Below are 20,133 nucleotides of genomic sequence, written 5' to 3'. Positions count from 1 at the left end.
CCTGATCAACGAGCTCAATCTGCGCGTCAAAAACACCTTGGTGACGGTGCAAGCTCTCGTGCGACAGACCCTGCGCGAGCATAGCGCCTCACCGGAGCTCGGAGACGCGATCGATGGGCGCATTTTCGCGCTCGCGGCGGCTCATGACGTCTTGACGCGCGATAGTTCGGTGAGCGCTGAGCCCGGCACGATCGTAAGGGAGTCGAGCAAGCCTTACAGCGATGATCGCGCTGGCTCGTAGCGACCATCCTCATGTTCCAAGACGGGTCCGAACGCGGTCTTCCATGCTGACCGTTGTCTGGGCGTCTCAGGTGAGATCGCCGCCAATTTTCGGCTCACGGACGGGCGACGCTGAAAAAGGGGATCGGCGTCAGGGGCGTGGGCGCCGTTTTCGTGCGGCATCCCGCAGAGAGGCATTCAAACTATAGTCTGGCTTGATCCAACCGCGACGAGATAGAAAAAGATCTAGTCGTGATCGAGTCGAACAAATTAAGCGTCCGTCACAAATAAGATCCGCACAAACGCCCCCGGGTTGGGGACAACCGCGGCACGACTTCAGGCCAGTCGAGGTGGCGAAAACAGCAAAACACAGGAAGTGGGAACGCGTTCGCTTCGCACTTCCCGGCCTGAGCGAACGGCTCCGCCGCCACACAGGCGTCGCCGCCTTCTTTGTCGTTCGAGTATTGCGACGCGATCCCGGCTTTATCGCCTTCACGGTGGCGGTCTGCGCGATCGCCGCGATCGTAGCGAGCTTCCAGTACACCGTGTTCACCTCATTCCTTCGCGCCGGCTCAGCCGGGCCTGACGCTATCGGCGGGGATGTGTGGGTCGTCGCACGCGGCGTAGAGTGTTTCGATTTTCCCACCCCGATTCCCGAAGACTACGCCGGGGCTCTGGCGCGCTATCTGCCGGGCGTGCGCTTTCGACGCGTCGTTGTGGGGTTCAGCCCCTGGCGCTCGCCGATCGGCCGGCGATCGAGCGTGACGCTGATCGGTGTGGACGCGCTCGGCCTGTCCGACCGCGGGTTCATCGCCGATCAATCCGATCTGCAGAGGCTTTCCCTCAGCCCCGGACAGCCCGGACGCACCGAGGCGTCCATCGGCGACGTCACGGTCGATCTGGAGAGAGTCGAGACGCGGCTCGCGACGTTTGTCGGCGCGCCTTACATACTCAGTGGCTTGGAAACGGCCCGCGAGGTGCTGGGATGGCCTTCGACCGATGCCGCGTATCTGGTCGCCGACCTGCGCGGCGGATTGCCGGTCGACTTCACGACACGGCGCGCGGAGGCGGCCAAGGCGTTTCCAGAGGTCGAATTACTTTCACGTGAGGAGTTCGCCCGGTCTAGTTCCCACTACTGGCAAAGCAAGACCGGCGCCGGTGCGGCCGTGTTGCTCGGGGCGGCCTTGGCGGGGCTGCTGATGATCGTCCTGCTCGTCAATGCGATCGGGCGGTTTATCCAGCGCTATGAGCGGGACCTGCTGTCGCTTCTTGGCCACGGCGCGGATAACAGCGAGGTCCTGGCGATTGTGGTGATGACCGCCGCGGCAATCAGCGGCCTGACCCTGGCGCTCGGACTGGTGCTTACGCCGTTGGCCGTGGCGCTGGGACGGCCCTTTCTGCCTTGGGTCAAGTTCCGGCTGTCCGATATGGCGATCCCTTCGATCGCCATGGCGTTCGGATTTTGTGCGGCGGTGCTGGCCGCGCATCGCGCCATCTCCACACAAGGTCCGGAGGTCGTGTTCAGAACCTAATGCGCGCCCTTGTCCTCTCCTTGGCCGCCCTGTTTACGGTGGCGGCCTGCAAAACCTCGTCGCCCCCGAATCCACAGGCGAGCTATGTCGCCACGGCTGTTGGCAGAGTCGATAGTCAGCAGGAGGCGCGCCACCTCGTCGCGACCGTCGACGGTGTGATCGAACATGTCCAGGTTACCCGCGGGGAGCAGGTGGCGGCGGGTCAAATCCTGATGCAGATCGCTTGCGAACCTCGCAAGGCGCAAGCCGAATCGCGAAGCGCCCAAGCGCGGCAGATGGCCGCCGCCGCGCAGACTGTCTCCGATGGTTCGCGACCCGAGGAACTTGCGCTCGCCCGAGCCGCGCTCGGCGCCGCAGAGAGCCGCCGCACGGACGCCGCCGAGAACCTCGCGCGATCGCAAAAACTGAGCGAAAAAGGTTTCCTGGCCGAGCGGGGATTGGAGATTAGCCAAAACGCATTGGCCGTCGCCGAAGCCGAGGCCGACGAGGCGGGCGCCAAGCTCGCCCTCGCCGAGGCGGGTCCTCGACGCACGGAGCGGGCGAGCGCCGAGTCGGCGGCGAAGGCCGCTCAGGCCGACGCCGAGGCGGCGCGCGCCCTATCCAAGGAGTGTGTCCTGCGCAGCCCCGTCGCCGGGACGGTTCTGCAGATCCTGCGCCAAGCCGGCGAGTTTTCCGGCGCCAGCCAGGGAATTCCACTGATCGTGGTGGGCGACCTTTCGAAAGTGATGGTGCGCGCCGAGATCAACGAACGCGACGCCGAGCTGGTGCGCCGGGGCCAGCCGGTCGACATCTGGGTGGAAGGCGCGGCCGAACATTGGCGCGGCAGGATTGCCGGTCTGGCGGACCTCATGGGTCGCCGCAGCGCCCGCTCGCTCGATCCGACCGATCGGTTTGATCGCGATATCCGCGAGGTCTTCGTTGATTTCGACGCCGGGCAGCGCAGCGTTCCCACGCTCGTGGGCTTGCGGGTCATGGTCGGCCTGAGGCCGTGAGCCAGTCCCCCATCCGGCTTGAGAATCTGGGCCACAGCATGGTCGAGGCGGGGCATGTCAAAGCCACGCTCGCGCCGCTGACCTATCAATTCGAAGCCGGAAAATTCCACGTTGTGACTGGACCGTCGGGCGCCGGGAAGACGACGCTCCTGTCTCTACTTTCCTTGTTTGTCCGGGCCACGAGCGGCGATTTGTTCTGGGGTGAGGAGTCGCTGACGGAGCTTTCACATCACGACGCCGCGGCCTGGCGCCGGCGCCACCTCGGCCTGATATTCCAGACCAGCCGTCTTGTCGGCATGATGACCGCCGAAGAGCACATCGCGATGGTGGCTCGCGTGCGCGGTCAGCCTGAGGCGCGCGCCGAGGGGCTGAGGTTGCTGGACTCCCTCCAGATCGGCGACAAGAAGCGACATCGGCCGTTCGCCTTGTCTGGCGGCGAAAAGCAACGGGTCGCGATCGCCCAGGCGCTTTGCGCACGTCCGTCCGTCCTGCTTGCCGATGAGCCGACAGCGTCTCTGGACAGGACCAATGCGATCGCGGTGGCCGGCACCTTGCGGACCTACGCCTCCGACATGGACTCCGTCGTGGTTTGCGTGACCCATGATCACAGCGTCATCGACCGTGCCGACACGGTGCTGCATCTGCAAAAGGCATAGCCCGGCCCCCGGCCGATGCGGCGCAGCAGATCGCGCCGTGGCCAGGTCGGGGGGTTGGTTACTTTCGTCGCAAGTGAGGTTCGTCATGTTCATGGACGAACTGCAGGACGCCGTGGCGCAGCCATTCCGCCAGGTGGGTCGGGTGTGTGTAGGCGACATCGGCCACCGGCGCGAAGGGCTCGAGGTCGACGTCGAGGCCCCTGGCCTTGAGATGCTCGCCCATCCAGCGCGCAACGTCGCGCTCGCAATCATTATCCTCGGCCACAACCCGCCAGCCGACGCCGCCGATGGCCCCGTGTGATCCGAGGAACGTCGCGGCGGGGCGATGGTCGCCGTCCCCGCGCCAGGTCAGGCCGACGTTGCCGAACAGGGGCCGGACGGGGTTCTGGAACGCGCCCAGCACACCCAGTCGCTTGAGCGCGCCCTCGTAGCGCTGAACGAACTCGGCTGCGAGACTGCGCCGGGCGTGGCGGCTGAAGCGAACATTTGCCGGAATGACGGAGCCCCCCGGAAATTCGTGACGGGCGACAGCGTCAAACAGGAAGAGAGAATCGACCTGAATTCCATCGTGCTCCAACATCTCGCAGGCCATGATCGCCGCTGAGCCGCCACGGCTGTAGCCTGCCAGCATCAGGCGCAGGTCCGAACCCGCGTCGTGTTCGGCCTTAAGCCAGCGGTAGACGGCCTTGGCCTCTTCGGCGACTTCGAGGCCGAAGAGCGTGGGCCCGCGCTGATAGAAACACCTCTCCCCCAGCTTCTGCCCGAGTTGATAGCAGAAGGAGTTTTTCATGACCTCGTCGTAGGCCGGGCCGGGCGGCCCGGTGCCATTGACCAAGGCTAGCCGGATTTCATTCATGGGCGTGGCGCACTGCGCGGGATCGTCGATCGGCCGCCGTCAACGTCAGTCAGGCGTTCGACGCGTTGGGGACATGAAAGCGGTGAACGTCGAGCCAGCGCCAGAAGTGCTCCCCCCATGTCATTCGCCCGAATCCGAGGGCCGCTCCTTATTGGCGCGCGGCGGCCTCGCGGACATCGCTTGATTTTTGCCTCCAACCCGGCGGCCGAGAAAGCAATTTCTTATAGGGCCGACACCCGCGGTGGAATGCTCGCTTTTCGGAAAGGTCCAGTTCCGTTCATGCGCAACCCCATCAATCGAAGATTGCGCTGACGAGCGTCCGTTACACGAAGCCGAGCGCACGCCTTCGCCGGAAAGCAGACCTGCCGAACGTCTTCTGGGCCAGGTGGCGGATTTGCGGACCTACGACCTACGGACGCGCCAGGATGGGAGAGGCTCACATGGCATGTGCGAGGATTTCGCGCATGCGCGCGCGTTTCCAGATGCAATGATCTATTCCGACTGAGGCTGGGGCGGGCCGATGGACGACATCCTGCAGAGCGACGCGACGGCGCAACTCGCAGCCTTGAGGGCGGGCCGCGTGAGCGCCAGCGAGTTGCTTCAGGCCGTATTCGATCGCGCTGATCAGTTCGATTCCATCATCAACGCGGTTGTGGCGCGCGACGCGGAGCGCGCAATGTCCGATGCGGCGGCAGTCGATGCGGCTCGGGCCCGCGGTGAGGCGCTGGGGGTGCTCGCCGGCCTGCCGATGACGGTGAAGGACATCTTCGATATCGAAGGATTACCCGCCAGCGTCGGCATGAGGTCACGCCTCGGCCGTATAGCAAAGGACGCCGAGGCTGTAGCGCGAGTCCGCGCGGCCGGTGCGCTCGTCTGGGGCCACACCAATGTGTCAGCGGGCTCGAGCGACTTTCAGGCTTACAACGCGCTCTACGGGGTGACGCGCAATCCGTGGAACCTCGGGCGCACCCCGGGCGGGTCGTCAGGCGGGTCGGCCGCCGCCGTCGCCGCGGGCTTCACTGCGCTGGAAATCGGCGCGGACATAGGTGGCTCCCTCCGTATCCCGGCGGGCTTTTGCGGGATCGCCTGCCACCGGCCGAGCTGGGGGCTCATATCTCAGCGCGGCATCGCCGCTCCGCCCGGTTATCTTTCGGATTACGATCTCCTGGTCGTCGGTCCGATGGCGCGCTCAGTCCGTGATCTGCAGCTCCTGCTGACAGTCCTCGCCGATGTCGCGGTATCGCCGACGCCCCCGCTGGGCTCGTTGCGGATAGGCGTCTGGCTCAACGAGCCGACCTTCCCGATCGACCCGGAGGTCCGCACCGTGATCGAAGCCTTCGCCGGTGAGTTGCAGGGGCAAGGCGTCGCAGTCGAGCCGGTCGCCTCGCCGGCGTCCGCTCAAAGAATGCTGTCGACCTACATGACCCTGCTGCTCGCCGCGCTCAGTGGCGCGCTAGGGCCGACAACGCGAGCAGCGTTCGACCTGCTTCGCGGTCCTGCGAAGCTCGCCGAGGTCTGCGGCGCTGGGCCCCTGTCCTGGGCGCATGGAGTCCTGGGCTACACCGCGAGGCACCATGAGTGGCTGGCGGCCAGCGAAGAGCGGGCGAGAGTGAAGGCCAAGGTGGCGCTAGCGTTCGCGCCATATGACGCCATCGTCGCGCCGGTTACCCCCACCACGGCATTTGCCCATGACCACGGCGGCACTCAGGCTACCCGGCGGCTGTCGATGTCGGACGGCGGTCATATCCGCTATCTTGAACAGGTCGATTGGATTGCTCTGGCCATTCTCTGTGACTTGCCTGTGACGGTGATCCCGGTTGGCCAGACGCCCGAAGGAATGCCCGTCGCGGTCCAAATCATAGGCAGCGCGGGCTCCGACGCCGCCACGTTGGCGATTGCTTCTGCCCTTGAGGCTGTGGCGGGTGGCTTCCAACCACCACCGACTCTTATTCCTTCGGGGGCGGCCGCGAAGCGGACACCGCCAAGGCCTTAGGAGGAGGCTTCGAAGCGTCCGGGCCCGACGGCGGCGGCAGCGCGATGGTGCGGGGTCCGACATGGCGGTGAGCGTGCGCCCGGGCCGGATCCTGGACAAGCCGCCGGGGTCGCTCTCGGGGCGTTGCGTGCCCGGCGCGTCATTTGCTCCGTCCTTACCCTAGAGCCTTGCCTTCAGATGCATCCCTGCGGGCCACGTGCGCGTTTTCGACCGATGGGCCCTCCTGTGTCGGGCGCCTGACCAAGGAGACACGAATGCGCAGGTTTCTGACGATCGCCGGCCTGACGGCTGCGATGGCGGCGCCGTCATTGCTTCCGTCCGCCGCGGCGGCCCACAGCTACTGCGAGCAGCGGGCTCACGACCGCCGGGTGGCGGGGACAGTGCTTGGCGCGGTCGGCGGCGGATTGTTGGGCAACGCCGTCACCCACGGGGGCGGACGCGCGGGCGGGACCTTGATCGGCGCCGGCCTCGGCGCGGTGGTGGGCAACAACCTCGCCAGGACCAATTGTTATCACCCGCACGCCTATTACCACGCGCGAACGCGCGCACCGGCCTATGGCTACCCGAGCGGCGCGCGCTACGAGGGGGCGCCGGGCGCCTGCCACTATGAGAGCCGACCCTTCTATGACGCCCCCGGGCGCCTGGTTTATTTGCCGATCCAGGTCTGCGGCTAGCAGCATGGCAGGGGTCAGGTTTGTTTCACTTGTCTTGGTGGTCGCCGCCTTCGACCTCACGGCCTGCAGCAACGCTGAACGCGCCGGCATGTCCAGCGGCGACAGGCGCCTGTGCGCGCCCTTCGCCGCCGTCGCCCAGACAGGCAATCAACCGCAGGCGCCGATCAACGCGCTGCCGGTCAATCCGCTGCCGATCACAGCGGACCCCGCGGCTGCACTTGAGGACTGCCTGCACCGCTGGGGCTACGCGCTCGCCATATCCCCGGACGACGCGAGCCAAGTGGCGACGGCGAGCGTTGCAGCATGCGGATCCCCCCTTGCGCGCTGGAACCAACAGGCGATCGCCATCGGCCGCGGCCGACGCCCTATCGAGGCGCCCAGCCTACTGAGTGGTCAGCCGACGACCCCCATCGCCGAGCATTTCATCTTCGCCCAGAGCCGCGCCCTCTTCTACGTGGTGCAGGCCCGCGCTGGGAAATGCGCGCCGCCGCCGATCTCGAACGGCGTCCCGACCGGCCTCACGACCTGAGCCTCGCGGCAAGGCGTGGGGCGAGGTAGGCTCGCCCGATGGACGTTCGCGATCTGGTGGATGTGGCGATCGACGAGGACCCGCGGGCGCCCTGCCTGTGGGTGCCGTCCGAGGTATGGCCGCAGTTCTGCGACGCGATCGCCCAGCGGCCGAACCGGATTGGGGCGGTGATCTACCGCAACAAGACCGTCCGCGAGGGCGGCCCGCTCACCGACATCACAACGCGCAGGCCCTGAGGACGGATTGCGCAGCGCCGTCACGCTCATTGCGGCCCGAGGGGTGCGGGGTTTCGGGGACGGCTTCACCGCACTTCTGCTGCCGGTCTACCTCTCCGGCCTGGGATACAGCGCCTTCCGGGTCGGCGTGCTGACCACCGCGACCCTCCTGGGCTCGGCGGCGCTGACGCTGGCCGTAGGCCTCGTCGGGCATCGATTTCCCGCTAAACGACTGCTGTTTGCAGCCTGCGGACTCATGGGCGCGACCGGGCTCGCTTTTTCCCAGGCCCACGCCTTCTGGCCGCTGGTTGTCGTCGGTTTCGCGGGCACGCTCAATCCGTCGGGCGGGGACGTAAGTCCGTTCCTGCCGCTGGAGCAGTCGCTGCTTGCGCATGCCGGGCCGCCGTCGAATCGCACCCAGCTCTTCGCGCGATACAGCCTTACCGGGACGCTGATGACCGCCCTGGGCGCGCTCAGCGTGGGCATGCTTGGCCCCCTGCGTTCGGGGACCGGCCTGCCACTGCTCACGCTGATCGAGGCCGCCTTCGTGATGTACGGCCTGCTCGGCCTGGTCTCAGCAGGCCTTTATCGCCGCCTGCCGGACGAGCCGGTGGGCGCCGATACGCCGCGAACGCCGCTTGGGCCATCCCGGCGCAACGTGTTTGGGCTGGCTGCGCTCTTTAGCCTGGATTCCTTTGGCAGCGGCTTCATGGTGCAGTCGCTGTTTGCGCTGTGGTTGTTTCATCGCTTTGGCCTGTCGCTGGCCGTGGCCGGCGCCTTCTTCTTCTGGACCGGCGCGCTCTCGGCGGTATCGCAACTCGCTGCGCCTGTGCTGGCCCGGCGGATCGGCCTGATCAACACCATGGTCCTCACTCACATTCCCGCGAACCTGTGCGTGATCGCGGTGGCCTTCTCGCCGAGCGCGGAGGTCGCCTTCGCCCTGCTTGTCATCCGCGCCCTGCTCTCCAACATGGACGTGCCGGCGCGCACCTCATACGTCATGGCCATCGTCACGCCGGCCGAGCGAGCCGCAGCGGCAGGTGTCACCAATGTGCCTCGAAGCCTCGCCCAGGCGTTCAGTCCGGCGCTGGCGGGCCTGATCTTTACGCTCAGCCCGTTCGCCTGGCCGCTCGTGATCGGCGGGTCGCTGAAAACGCTTTATGACCTACTGTTGCTGTGGCGTTTTCAGAAGGTCCGGCCGCCGGAGGAACTGGATCCTTAGGCCGATTTCGCCGCGAGAGCGGCGGCCTGCACCCGTTCGGGTAGGGTTTCGAACCACGCCTGTGGCGAAAGCTGCCTGGCGACCCGGGCGCGCCCAGCTTCGCCCAGCAGCCGACCAAGCTCGGAACTGTTCCGCAGACGTGTAAGCGCGGCGGCGGCGGCGGCGACGTCCGGCTCAGCCCAAGCCTGTCCGTTGTACCTGTTGTAGATGTCCTGCGGATCGGCGACCGGAGTGGACTGGTAGGGGACCAGCAGCGCGCAGTTCTCGTCCATGAAGTCGAGGACGCCGGAATAGGCGGTGGATAGGACAGGCGTTCCCAGCGCCATGGCCTCGGCAGGCGTCAAGCCGAACCCCTCGGCGCGATGCAGCGAGACCAGCACGTCGGCGCCCGCGATAAGGCTCTGGATATCAGCGTAGGGCCACACGCCGTCGACTATGCGGACATTGGCGGGCGCCGAGGCCCTCAATGCCGCCAACACCTCAGGGAATGCCTCTCCATTCTGGGTCTTCAACGTAAGTTCGCACTCAGGATCGTCGCCAAACGCCATCCGCCAGGCGGCAATTGCGCCGTCGGGGTTCTTGCGCGCCGAAGAGGACTTGAAGTCAAAGACGCCGAGGCCTTGGAAGGCCGCCCGTCGCGACGCTGCGGCGACGTTCGCGTAGTCTTCGATGAACAACGGATGCGGCACGATGCGCACCGGCGCCGCGGCGCCGGCCAGAGCGTTGGCGGTGTATCGGCTGGGCGCCCAGACTTCGTCGACCAAGGACCCATCCTTTAGCCAGCTACGTGGTGCGCGAGGCAACTCCCAGGCCCAGTAGCCATAACGCGGACCGACGAGCTGGCGTGGCCCTAGGCAAGCCATCGCGGCCAAAAGCTCGGGCGGATTGAGATGGAAGATCCAGGCGCCGGCCGAAACCGGTTCGGTGAGGCGCCCGCTCCAGTCGAGCTTAGCATCGGTGACATCGATCCGCTCGACGGGCACTCCCAGGGCCTCGAAAGCGCGCGCGGCAAGCCGAGCGGACGCGGCGATTCCGTGGGATCCCGCAAAGTAGCCGACAATCTTGATCGGCCCACGAGCCGTGTCGGCCCCGTGCGGCGCGCGCGCGTTGGCCCGGACATAGTAGGCCATCGCCTTGTTCAGGGTCGGGGCGGCCATCCGGCGCAAAGGTGGCGGCATCGCCTGTCGCCAGATCTTGCGCGCGGCGCCGATCGGACTCATGCAGCCACCGTCACGGCGGTCTTCACGGGCCGGAAGAGGTCGGTTTTCGATTCCGGCGTCCAGACCTCGTCAACGAAGCCCAGACCCACGCTGTCCGTCGTGAGCGTGGCGGCGGTGGCGGCGTCCCAGACGCCAACGGCGCGGCTCCAGCGGACGCCATGGCTATGCAGCGCGATCGCGTCGGCCGGCGCCAGGTCAGGATGGGTCAGGAAGCGCACGAGGTCGGCTCGGGCGGGCGCAGCAGCGGGCCCGGAGGGGCCGACGAAACGGCCCGCGACGGCCTCATATACCAGCCGATCGGCGGCTGGCTCCGTGGCCGGCGACGCGCTTTCGACAACCCAGAGCTCGGCCACGCGTCGTTGCGGTGGGCGCCTTGCAGGCGGCTGGCGATGACGGACCGTAAGCCGAGCCATCTGGATCTGGGGGTGCAAGCGAACCGAGGCCGGCAGAGCGCTGAACTCCACGCCATATTCGGCGAGTCCTCCTCCCACCAGCCAGCGCAGGAACTTGAAGCGCTCCGACCCCGTGCGCAGTGGAAACACACGCTGCAGGTCGACGCGCGAAGCCCAGATATCGACGAACAGCTGGACGAAGGGGGCGGGCTGATCGCTGGCGAACTGTACGAACGGCGCGCGCAACGCCTCGGTCAGCGCCGGCGGCCATCCGGCCCGGGCGGCGACACCGAAGCCCGCGGAAAGGCGGCGTTTCAGGTCGCTGGCGCCGGGCTCAGCGAGCCGCGCGGCCGAGAGCAGGGGGGCGGGATCGCGAGCCAGTTCGTCGATCAATGACTGGGGCAGCAGATCCGGCGCAAATCGGCCGGCCGCGGCCTCGGCCCCCAGGCACCAGGCGATCAGCCCATCATTGTCGCCGGTGAACTTGGCGCGCAGGTCGGCTCGCGCGGCCAGGAGGGCCTTCGCAGCACGTGGCGTCGGACCCGGCGAAGGCTCCCTAAGCCAGTCCATCACCCCGGACGCTGGGCCGCGCCATGGGGCCTCGTTCCAGACAGAAGCGTCCGCTTCACGGGTCCCATTGCTCCAGGCGGCCAGCAGGGATCGGGCGGCGGACGCGGCCTGCGCATCGGCTCCCAGTGTCGCGGCGTGCTCGGCGAAGAATCCGTGGAAGCCGAGGCGCCCGGCGTCGTGGTCCAGCTGGAAGCTCGAGGCGGCGTCTCGCCATACCTGGCTCATCGTCCGCGTCACGTCGGGCAAGCCTGGCAGCGCGGCTTCCGGATCCGGGGCGTCAAACCAACCCTCTGTGGCCCCAGTCAGACCGTCCGAGAAGTCCTTGCCTTCGCGCGCGGCGCGAAGGGCGCAGCGGCGCATGGAGCCGGTGACCAGCCGGCCAGAGGGGAAGCGAAGATGGGCGTAGGGGATCTTTCGGCACGCGTCATGGTCGTTGCGCATCATCGCCACGGAATAGTCCTGCAACAGCTCCGCGAGCGGCGAGCCGGCGACCACCCTCACGCGGTCCTGGTGCTTGGAGAGCACATCGGGCCGCAGCGGATCAAACCCGGAGTAGTGGAAGAAGGTCAGCGGTTGACCGTCCACCGTCCAGCCGTCGCCGGCGCGGGCCAGGACGCGGCCCTCGAGGTTCCAGTAGGCGAGATTGACGCCCGGATCGCGCAGGACGGCCAAGCTGTCCACGAAGCCGGGCGCCAGGTCCATCCAGCGCTGGTCGGTGAACAGGCCGTTCTTCAGATCGACCCTGCAGTCGAACTCACATCGATCGGCCCACCAACTCATCAGCTCGACGACCCTGGGTTCCGCGCGCGCGGCGCAAAAGCCCAGGTTGAAGGACCCCGAGCGCAGGATCGCCTGGTCGTTTGGCATGGCCGAGCCAAGGAGCGGTCGGGTCAGGTGCGGTGTCAGCACCAGCTGCGCCTCGGCCAGTCCCCGCCGCACCGCCTCGAGGGGCCGGAACACATAGATGTCGGGGTCGAGGTAGGTCGCAGATGCGACGTCGGGCTGCGCCAGAAGATGGCGGAAGGCGTAGGGTTTCACCGCCGTGTTGAGCTCGAGCGCGTCGTAGTAGACGCTCATGGCCGCGTAGGGCGCCCCAAGTGAAGTGGCGTCGATCACCTCGGCGAGGCGCTTCAGGGCCGGGATCGGACCATCGGTGGCCACCACCACCCGCCGCGCCCTGGGCTCGGCAATCGCCAGGCTCTCCATCAGGGTGGCGGCTTGGGCCGCATAATTGCGGGAGACGATGGTGAAGATGACGTCCAAGGTGATACCTGCCGCGCGTATCCGGAAGGCGGTCTATCAGGGGTTGGGTCAGAGCCGCAACGTAGCGGCTGGCGCCCATCCATCGCGGTCGGCGACCTGACCCTCGGCGGCACGAGCCTGCGCCGCCTTCCGGGCGCGTTTGAGCGGGAACCCCCGGAAACCAGCGCGCGGGACCGACGCACCTTGGGAAGACAGGCTGAGCGGCCCCGCAGGCCAGTTCGCCCGCCTCAACGTCCGGCGCCGCCTGAAACCGAAGCCGAGACCCCAGCGCGCAGCGCTTTGCCACTGTCGCGCCTTCCGTGTTAGCCCCAGTCGCCGAGAGGTTCCGTTTTGGACGCTTGCGTTGGCCCAACAAGGGAAAACGCCTATTGCCTGCAAAGCGTTGCCGTAAGCGGGGATGCTCGGCGCCCGGGAGCCGCATGACGTCAATCGAGAAGATCGCGCGGAGAGCGCGCAGGCCCACCGAAGAACGGCGCAAGATCGTCCGCGCGTTCGAGCCCAGCCTGGAAGGCTCCGGCGTCTGGCTGGTCGTGCCGTGCTATCGGGTGAAGGCCCATATTCTCGACGTGATAGCCAAGACCCCGCCTTGGATCGAGGGCATCGTCTGCGTTGATGACGCGTGTCCGGAGGGGTCGGCGGACTTCATCGAAGCCAACGCCAAGGATCGGCGCGTCGTAGTGGTGCGGCTTGCGCAGAATCAGGGCGTCGGCGGGGCGACGATGGCCGGTTACCGCGAAGCCATTGAGCGGGGAGCCCAGGTGCTCGTGAAGGTTGACGGCGACGACCAGATGGACCTCGGCTACATCGGCCACTTGGTGGCTCCGATCCTGCTGGGCGAGGCTGACTATGCCAAGGGCAACCGCTTCACCTCGATCAGCCATCTTCAGACCATGCCGCCGGTGCGGGTGTTTGGGAACGCAGCCCTCAGTTTCGCGGCCAAGCTTTCTACCGGCTATTGGAACATCTTCGACCCCACCAACGGCTACACGGCCATGGAAGGCCAGGTCGCCAGAATGGTTGTCGAGAAGCGTGTCTCACGCCGGTTCTTCTTCGAGACCGACCTGCTCTACCATCTGGGCACGCTGCGCGCGGTCGTGCGCGACGTGCCGATGCCGGCCCGTTACGCCGATGAGGTATCCAACCTCAGGATCGGCGCCATCGTTGGCCCATTTGCTTTGAAACACATCAGGAATTTCTTTCAAAGAATTCTGGGCCAGTACTTTGTGCGCGACTTTCATGCTGCCAGCCTGGAACTGGTTTTCGGCGTCGTTTTCATCCTGTTCGGCGTCGGCTATGCCCTCCACTACGTGGCGAGCCCCCACCGCGCAGCCGCCTCCGCCGGCGTTGTCATGGCCGCAGCGCTGCCCGTGATCTTGGGTGCGCAGCTCCTCATGCAGGCGCTGAATTTCGATGTGCTCAACGTGCCGAGCCGGCCAATCCATCCGTACCTGCGCACAGTCGCGCGCATGGAAGCCGAGGAGCCCGGCCAGTGACCCTCAAGGACATGCTGCTTTGCGCCGGCTTCTCCCTGGCGCTGCCGATGGGCCAGACACTGTTCAAGTTCGCCGCGGTCTATAACGAACGCCTGTCCGGACCGCCCCTCCTGAAGCTCGTCACGAACCTTCCGTTGATCGGCGCCTTCGCTTGGTATGGCCTGACCGCACTGATCTGGTTCTACATCCTGACCCGCGTGCCGCTGTCGCTCGCCTATCCCTTCTCGATCGTAGGATCCGGACTGGTGCCGCTCGTGGCTTGGCTGGTGTTCAAGGAGCCGCTCGATTGGCGGTTCGCAGCGGGCTACCTGCTGATGCTGGCCGGCTTTGCGGTGATCATGCAGGGCCAGCGGGCTTAGCGTCTGAGAGGAAGGCGTCGGCCGCAGCCCGGACCTCGGGGTGAGGTATCCTGAACATTCGCTCGTAGAGCAACTGTCCGCCATGCGGCCGCTCGCGGACGCGGGCCGGGTCCAGCCGCTGAACACCGAAGCCGCGTCGCCAATAGGTCCAGAACATGGTCGGCCACAGCCCGAGCCAGGCCCGCTGCAGAATGAAGAAGCGCACCGCCAGCATCCAGCGGACGAGGTCGCGGGCGCCGAGCCCGAATGGGCGCACCGGTCCATTGCCGGCCAGCGGACGGGCGCCATGGAAGAGTGGCGCCGGCAGTCCTTCGCCGTTGTAGAGGCTGATCATCTCGATGGGCGGAGAGCCGTGGGCTGCGGCGATCTGCGTGGCGAGGAGCGCGCACATGTCATGGTCCATGTGACCGCCCTCCCAGGCTGGGCAGACGATACGCTCCACCTCGACGCCCTCGAGCGCCCGCTGCAGCGCCGCCCAGGCAGACGGCAACGCCTTGTGCAGTCCGCCGTCGAAGGCGCCAGTGCCTTCGCCCACGTGAATGGCCCGAGCGGGGTCAATCCCCAGCCACGCGAGGAAGCGGCGCGTTTCGGCGTGGCGTCGCCGGCGAACGCCGGCGTCGTGGTAGTCGGCGACGTAGAGGAACAGCTGGTCCTGGCCCGCAGCGCGCGCCTCCTCGAACAGCGGCAGCCCGCAGTACTCATCGTCGAAGTGGGCGAGGATGTAGACGACAGCCATTTCAATAGGGGTCGAAGTCAAGGAAGTTGATCGCCACGGCGCCGCGGCGCAGCTCGGAGGGTGCGCTATCGCCCAGCCGCCGCCAGATCAGGTTCAGCGGCGACGGACGCAGAGCTTCTGGCACCGGAAGGAACCCCTGGCGGCCGAGCGACAGCCGTGGTTCGAGGCCGATAAAGAGGGTCGCCGCCAAGGGCGCGCGGCCGCCCTCGCGGCCGGCGACGTCAGGCAGGAACGCGCCGCTGCGGACGAACGGCAGGTGCGTCTCAGCCCAGACCGCGAAGAGCCCGCCTCGCCGGGCCGTGACGTAGCGGCCCTGCGGGTTTGCCAGCCGCCAGTCGAGCAACTCCGGGCGCCACGCGCCCTGGTACTGCACCTGCGCGTCGGAAAAGGCCCTCGGGAGACGCGCCAGCACTCCTGCTTCGAGGCGGCCGACGTCCTGGAAGGCGAGCCGCCCCAAAAAGCCCGGCGTGGAGTTTGCGTTGGCCACACCGATGACAAATCCATAGCCCGCCTCGGCGCCCAGACCGTAGGCCGTTTCCGCCAGTTTCGTGAAAAGGCCACGGCCCCGGTAGTCGGGGTGGGTGGCGGTGTTCAGCGACAGGAGTCCGCGGACACACCCGCCGTCGATCCTCGCCTCAAGCGGACAGACCGCATAGTGCGCCGCGAGCCGCTCTCCGTCCCACGCATCGGCGCCGACAACCTGGCCCGCCGGATTGTCGCGATAGCGCCAGGCCAGCGCCTCCGGCGTGAACTTCGTGGTCTCGAAGGTGGCGTTCAGCAGGTCCGAATAGGCCGCAAGCTGGGCCTGGGAGGCGCCGGCTGGCCGGATTGCGAGTGCCTCGGCATTCATGCGGCAACTCACCACGATTGGCCGGGAGCGCCAAGCAGCGGAGTTTTCCGCTTCTCATCGACAGGGCCGCGCCGTACCAAACGAGCCGGGCCGGCTGGGGGGGCAGTCTCGTGATGAAGGATTTGGCGAAGCAGCTCAGCGCACGTTGGACGTTCCGCGTCGTGCTGGCGGTGAGCCTCCTTATGATGCTCGGCCGCAACCTGCCGGGGCATCTGTCCTATGACTCGGTGGCGCAACTCTACGAGGGTCGCTTCCATGTGCGCGAAACCTGGGGCCCACCGCTCTACGCGGCGATCCTTGGCTTCTTCGACCGCTTCGTCCCGGGCACGGCGCTCTATGTGACCGCCAGCGCGGCGCTGTTCTGGACCTGCCTTGCCTCGATGCCCGACCTGCGCCCGCGGACGAGCTGGCTGGTCGTGGCGGTGACCGCGCCGCTGATGCTGATCCCGCAAGTCTTCATCTACCAGGCCATCGTCTGGAAGGATGTCGCCTTCGCCAATTGCGCGGTGGCTGGCCTGGTCTGCATCGCCCACGCTGCGCGGGTCTGGCCACACAGGGTCCGCCGCTGGCTGCTGCTGATCGCAGCGGCCCTGTTTCTGGCGATCGGAAGCCAGGTCAGACAGAACGGCATCATCGCCGCCGGCTTCGCAGCCCTCGCCCTGGGCTGGGTGGCCGGCCAAGGTCGGTGGTTGCGCAGCGCGGCTTGGGCCTTAGGCGGTCTGCTGGCGGTGGCCGTGCTCGGCCAGACGCTTACCTTTTTCTCGATCCCGCCGATGTCGCCGCCTCAGCATGGGGTCAGTGTCGGTCTGCGCATCGTCCAGAACTACGACCTGATGGGCGCCGCGGCGCTGGATCCCAGCTACCGCCTCGACGCCATCGTCGCCACCAGTCCAGCGGAAGCGGCCTTGATGCGCCAGCGGGCGAGGCTGGACTACTCCGGGCGCCGGGTCGACTTCATCGACCGCGACGAGGTCATGACCGACGCGCTGTGGCGTATTCCGGACAGCGCCGCCAATAAGCAGTGGGCCGACCTCATCGTGAAGCATCCTGGCCTCTATCTGCGCCTGCGCTGGGAGGACTTCCGCTGGGTCTTCGCCCCGCCGGTAATCGACTGGTGCCTGCCGATCTATGTCGGCGTCGACGCGCCGACCGAGAAGATGGCGCCGCTGAAGCTCGAGCACCGATTCGAGGACTCAGACGCCCGGCTGAACAACTACGCCACCTGGTTCCTGGGGACCCCGATCTACGAGCATGGGTTCTATGCGGCGATCTCGCTGGTGGTGGCCGCGCTGTTGTTCTGGCGCAGGCAGCCGCAAGACGTGGCGATCGCGGCCCTCCAACTCGCCGGCGTGGCCTTCGCAGCGAGCTTTTTCATCATCTCGATCGCTTGCGACTATCGCTACCTGTACTTTACCGACCTTGCTGCGATCGCCGGGCTAATCTACGTGGCGGTCGATCCGCCCTCGCCCTGGCTCAAGTCCGCGTAGATGGGACTCGCGCCTTTGGCCGATGGCCACGTGGCGCAACTCAGCAAGCGCGCGCCCTATTCGTGCCTTTCCGTCGCCACGCATGGGCCGGCGCATCGACGTGCAGGGCGCGAGGCGCGCGCCGGTCAAGATGCGCCTCGGGTCGCGCGAGACTGTGCTCTCGACATAGGCAGGTGATCCGGTCCGGATCGTTCTGGCGGCGAGGGGCAACACCGCACCAAGCGGCGCCCGATAAGCCGGAGTTCGCGTTGGCTTGGCGCTAAAAGGCGCACCGGGGTGTCTGCCTCGCGGACGCGGGCCAGCTTCCGCTTCTACCGCATCGTCGGCTCGTTCGGTTACTCCTCCGGCCCAGGCGGAACCGGGCGCGGTTCGGCGGCCCGTCTCCTATATTGGCTCCATGATTCCGCTTTCCGTTCTCGACCTTTCGCCCATCGTGCAGGGCGGCAGTCCCGGCCAATCGCTCCGCGCCAGCCGCGACCTGGCCGGCGCGGCGGAGCGGTTGGGCTTCCAGCGCTATTGGCTGGCCGAGCACCACAACATGACCGGCATCGCGAGCGCGGCGACCGCCGTGGCCCTTGCGTTTATCGGCGAGGGCACCTCGACCATCCGCCTGGGCGCCGGCGGCGTCATGCTGCCCAACCACGCTCCGCTGGTCATCGCCGAACAGTTCGGCACCCTGGACGCGCTCCATCCGGGCCGCATCGACCTAGGTGTAGGCCGCGCGCCAGGCACGGACCAGCTCACCGCCCGGGCTTTGCGCCGCACCCTTGCAGGCGATGTCGACCAATTCCCGCAGGATGTGCTCGAGCTCATGGCCTTCCTCGACGACCCCCAGCCCAACCAGGCGATCCGAGCGGTGCCCGGCTACGGGTCCAAAGTACCGGTGTGGATTCTCGGCTCCAGTCTCTACGGCGCCCGGCTCGCCGCGGCGCTGGGCCTGCCGTTCGCCTTCGCCTCCCACTTCGCGCCGGCGATGATGGACCCGGCCGCCCAGATCTACCGCCAGCAGTTCGCGCCTTCGCGTCATGGTGAGCGGCCCCATCTGATGCTTGGGCTCAACCTTGTGGCGGGCGAGACCGACGCGGAGGCGCGGTTCCTGTTCACCTCGCTGCAGCAAGCATTCGTGAATCTTCACCGCGGCCAGCCCGGACCTCTGCCGCCGCCGATCGATGACGTGAATGGCCATCTCGCCGCTACCGTCGCGGCTGGCTCCCCGCTCTCCAAGGCGGTGGTCGGTGGCCCCGACACGGTCCGCGCCGGCCTCGAACGGTTCGTGGCCGAGCATCGACCCGATGAGATCATTCTGACGGCTCAGATTTTCGACCAGGCCAAACGCATCCGCTCCCTGGAGATCGCCCGAGCAGCACGGGACGCTTTGGCCAGGGCTGCCTAAGCGGGCATAGCCCTGATGGCGGCGGCCGCTATGCCGCGGTGAGGCTTGAACATCCCATTCAACAGCCGCTCATTGCAGCCCCTGGGAACGTCCGGATGCTGGACGGCTCCCTGGCCATCGGGGAATGTCTGGAATCTGACCGGGGCGGCGGGGCAGTTCGCGACCCCTTGCAGACCTTAGCTGTTCCGCCCTTGATCGATACGACGGACATCGGAGGCGAACATGTCGGAGACGCGTACAGGACGGATCGGAGCGCCATCGCCGCCGCCGTTCACGCCATCCCACCATCCCGAGTGGTTCGAAGGTAGAAGCGAACAGAGGTTGGCACGGGCCCTCGATGTGACGCAGTTCGGCGTCAATCACCTCACATTGGAGCCAGGGTCCTATTCGGCGCTGCGCCACTGGCACGAGCAGGAGGATGAGTTCGTCTTCGTGCTTCAGGGTGAGGTCTTGCTTCTCGACGACAACGGCGAGCACGCGCTGACTTCGGGCATGTACGCCGCCTTTCCAGCAGGTGAGCCGAACGCCCACCACCTCTGCAACCGCTCGGCGGCACGCGCGCGTTTGCTTGTGATCGGCACGCGTCATCGCGGTGCGGAAATGATCCACTACCCCGACGATAGCCTCGTTTTCGACGGTCCCTTGATGCGGGATGAGAAGGGGGATCGGATATCGCCCTGAGATCGGCTGCGCCTGGCGCACGCTTGGCCCGAGGCCGTCATGGTCGTCGCCTTTCCACCCACCCCCAACCGACCTTGCGAAGGTCCACCCGGGCACCGTCCGCCAAGGTCGTGTTCGCGCCCTGAAGGCAAGGACCGCTCGCGACCCCATTGCGGACCTTCGGGGATATTGCCTACCGTCACGCGGAGTATCCGCTGGGGGGCGGCATGGACATCCACAAACCTAAGCCGTGGCACTCCTTCCGCGAGTTCTTGAAGGAGTACCTGATCATCGTCGTCGGCGTGCTTACAGCGCTAGGCGGTGAACAGGTCGTCGAAGCCGCCAGGAACCAGCGCGAAGTCGTCGAAACGCGCGAAGCGATCCACGGCGAGATCGCCAGCAACGCGATGTACGCCAAGGTCATGATCGCGGAGAACACCTGCGGCGGCGCCGTGAAGGCGAAAGTCCTCGCGTGGCTTGACGGGGGCCCAAAGCCAGGGTCGGGCGCGCGCGCCATGATGTTGCCGATGAGTTCGACGGTCTGGGATACGGCGCACAGCAAGGGCGTCGCCAACATGCCGATGCAGGAACAGCTGGGTCTTGCCGGCTATTACACGGGCGTCCGCCTCTACAACGATAACGAAAACCGGCGGCGGGATGCGGCCCTGCGCTCTTCCTCGATTGCGTTGCTCGACCATCCGACGCCCGAGCAGATTGGTCGACTTCGCGAAGAGCTCAACGGAACTGAGATCATGCGGGCCTATCAGATCAGCAATGCCCATCGAATCCTGGACTTTGCTTCGAGCCTGAAGATTGAGCCGC

The 20,133-nt window shown here is 66.8% G+C and carries 20 protein-coding genes; 15 read left to right on the top strand and 5 right to left on the bottom strand.

Annotated elements, in window-relative coordinates; all coding sequences use genetic code 11:
* From VGI62_RS19900 to VGI62_RS19885, 4 genes are all read left to right on the top strand, one after another.
* Window positions 1–241: HWE histidine kinase domain-containing protein (locus tag VGI62_RS19900; protein ID WP_331506310.1), on the top strand; the 241-nt coding region annotated here is incomplete at its 5' end.
* A gap of 193 nt (window positions 242–434) precedes the next feature.
* A complete protein-coding gene (locus VGI62_RS19895) occupies window positions 435–1,751 on the top strand; it encodes a hypothetical protein (RefSeq protein ID WP_331506309.1) in 1,317 nt (438 codons plus the stop codon).
* Window positions 1,751–2,743 carry an HlyD family secretion protein gene (locus VGI62_RS19890; RefSeq protein WP_331506308.1) on the top strand — a complete coding sequence of 331 codons (993 nt, stop codon included), beginning with the start codon at window positions 1,751–1,753 and terminating at the stop codon, window positions 2,741–2,743. Before VGI62_RS19895 ends, VGI62_RS19890 begins: the two co-directional genes overlap by 1 nt.
* Entirely contained in the window at window positions 2,740–3,399 is a 660-nt protein-coding gene (locus VGI62_RS19885; RefSeq protein ID WP_331506307.1) for an ABC transporter ATP-binding protein, read from the top strand. The genes VGI62_RS19890 and VGI62_RS19885 overlap by 4 nt, the downstream gene beginning before the upstream one ends.
* Window positions 3,400–3,457: 58 nt before the next feature.
* Here the strand turns inward: VGI62_RS19885 and VGI62_RS19880 are convergent, their stop codons facing one another.
* Window positions 3,458–4,255 carry a hypothetical protein gene (locus VGI62_RS19880; protein ID WP_331506306.1) on the bottom strand — a complete coding sequence of 266 codons (798 nt, stop codon included), beginning with the start codon at window positions 4,253–4,255 and terminating at the stop codon, window positions 3,458–3,460.
* A gap of 520 nt (window positions 4,256–4,775) precedes the next feature.
* Between VGI62_RS19880 and VGI62_RS19875 the strand changes: the two genes are divergently transcribed.
* The 5 genes from VGI62_RS19875 to VGI62_RS19855 all read left to right on the top strand — a co-directional run bounded on the left by VGI62_RS19875 (window position 4,776) and on the right by VGI62_RS19855 (window position 8,888).
* Complete coding sequence (locus VGI62_RS19875; protein WP_331506305.1) at window positions 4,776–6,248, top strand: amidase family protein; 1,473 nt, start codon at window positions 4,776–4,778, stop codon at window positions 6,246–6,248.
* A 254-nt stretch (window positions 6,249–6,502) separates the two neighbouring features.
* Window positions 6,503–6,922 carry a glycine zipper 2TM domain-containing protein gene (locus VGI62_RS19870; RefSeq protein WP_331506304.1) on the top strand — a complete coding sequence of 140 codons (420 nt, stop codon included), beginning with the start codon at window positions 6,503–6,505 and terminating at the stop codon, window positions 6,920–6,922.
* A 4-nt stretch (window positions 6,923–6,926) separates the two neighbouring features.
* Entirely contained in the window at window positions 6,927–7,451 is a 525-nt protein-coding gene (locus VGI62_RS19865) for a hypothetical protein (protein ID WP_331506303.1), read from the top strand.
* 38 nt (window positions 7,452–7,489) lie between these two features.
* The gene (locus VGI62_RS19860; RefSeq protein ID WP_331506302.1) at window positions 7,490–7,687 is read left to right on the top strand and encodes a hypothetical protein; all 198 of its coding nucleotides are present in this window, start codon (window positions 7,490–7,492) and stop codon (window positions 7,685–7,687) included.
* 7 nt (window positions 7,688–7,694) lie between these two features.
* Window positions 7,695–8,888, top strand: coding sequence for an MFS transporter (locus VGI62_RS19855; RefSeq protein WP_331506301.1), 1,194 nt, complete (start codon window positions 7,695–7,697; stop codon window positions 8,886–8,888).
* On the opposite strand, the gene VGI62_RS19850 is transcribed toward VGI62_RS19855, so the two are convergent.
* Both VGI62_RS19850 and VGI62_RS19845 read right to left on the bottom strand, forming a co-directional pair.
* Complete coding sequence (locus VGI62_RS19850; RefSeq protein WP_331506300.1) at window positions 8,885–10,108, bottom strand: glycosyltransferase family 4 protein; 1,224 nt, start codon at window positions 10,106–10,108, stop codon at window positions 8,885–8,887. The genes VGI62_RS19855 and VGI62_RS19850 overlap by 4 nt on opposite strands.
* Complete coding sequence (locus VGI62_RS19845; protein WP_331506299.1) at window positions 10,105–12,333, bottom strand: hypothetical protein; 2,229 nt, start codon at window positions 12,331–12,333, stop codon at window positions 10,105–10,107. Before VGI62_RS19845 ends, VGI62_RS19850 begins: the two co-directional genes overlap by 4 nt.
* 419 nt (window positions 12,334–12,752) lie before the next feature.
* Here VGI62_RS19845 and VGI62_RS19840 point away from each other — a divergent pair, with 419 nt between their 5' ends.
* Complete coding sequence (locus VGI62_RS19840) at window positions 12,753–13,826, top strand: glycosyltransferase family 2 protein (RefSeq protein ID WP_331506298.1); 1,074 nt, start codon at window positions 12,753–12,755, stop codon at window positions 13,824–13,826.
* Window positions 13,823–14,185 carry a hypothetical protein gene (locus VGI62_RS19835; protein ID WP_331506297.1) on the top strand — a complete coding sequence of 121 codons (363 nt, stop codon included), beginning with the start codon at window positions 13,823–13,825 and terminating at the stop codon, window positions 14,183–14,185. Before VGI62_RS19840 ends, VGI62_RS19835 begins: the two co-directional genes overlap by 4 nt.
* Here the strand turns inward: VGI62_RS19835 and VGI62_RS19830 are convergent.
* A complete protein-coding gene (locus VGI62_RS19830; protein WP_331506296.1) occupies window positions 14,163–14,921 on the bottom strand; it encodes a PIG-L family deacetylase in 759 nt (252 codons plus the stop codon). The two genes, VGI62_RS19835 and VGI62_RS19830, sit on opposite strands and share 23 nt — an antisense overlap.
* Window position 14,922: 1 nt before the next feature.
* Window positions 14,923–15,771 (bottom strand): GNAT family N-acetyltransferase, encoded by an 849-nt coding sequence (locus VGI62_RS19825; RefSeq protein ID WP_331506295.1) that lies wholly within the window; start codon window positions 15,769–15,771, stop codon window positions 14,923–14,925.
* A 113-nt stretch (window positions 15,772–15,884) separates the two neighbouring features.
* Between VGI62_RS19825 and VGI62_RS19820 the strand changes: the two genes are divergently transcribed.
* The 4 genes from VGI62_RS19820 to VGI62_RS19805 form a co-directional block, all read left to right on the top strand.
* Window positions 15,885–17,258 (top strand): hypothetical protein, encoded by a 1,374-nt coding sequence (locus VGI62_RS19820; RefSeq protein ID WP_331506294.1) that lies wholly within the window; start codon window positions 15,885–15,887, stop codon window positions 17,256–17,258.
* Between the two features lie 397 nt (window positions 17,259–17,655).
* Window positions 17,656–18,651 (top strand): LLM class flavin-dependent oxidoreductase, encoded by a 996-nt coding sequence (locus VGI62_RS19815; RefSeq protein ID WP_331506293.1) that lies wholly within the window; start codon window positions 17,656–17,658, stop codon window positions 18,649–18,651.
* A gap of 222 nt (window positions 18,652–18,873) precedes the next feature.
* Window positions 18,874–19,332 carry a cupin domain-containing protein gene (locus VGI62_RS19810; RefSeq protein ID WP_331506292.1) on the top strand — a complete coding sequence of 153 codons (459 nt, stop codon included), beginning with the start codon at window positions 18,874–18,876 and terminating at the stop codon, window positions 19,330–19,332.
* 206 nt (window positions 19,333–19,538) lie between these two features.
* Window positions 19,539–20,133 (top strand): hypothetical protein (locus VGI62_RS19805; RefSeq protein ID WP_331506291.1); only part of this gene is annotated, 595 nt, incomplete at its 3' end.

The organism is Phenylobacterium sp., from assembly GCF_036495085.1.
Classification (GTDB): Bacteria; Pseudomonadota; Alphaproteobacteria; order Caulobacterales; family Caulobacteraceae; genus Phenylobacterium.
This window is presented reverse-complemented; position numbering and strand designations above follow the sequence as displayed.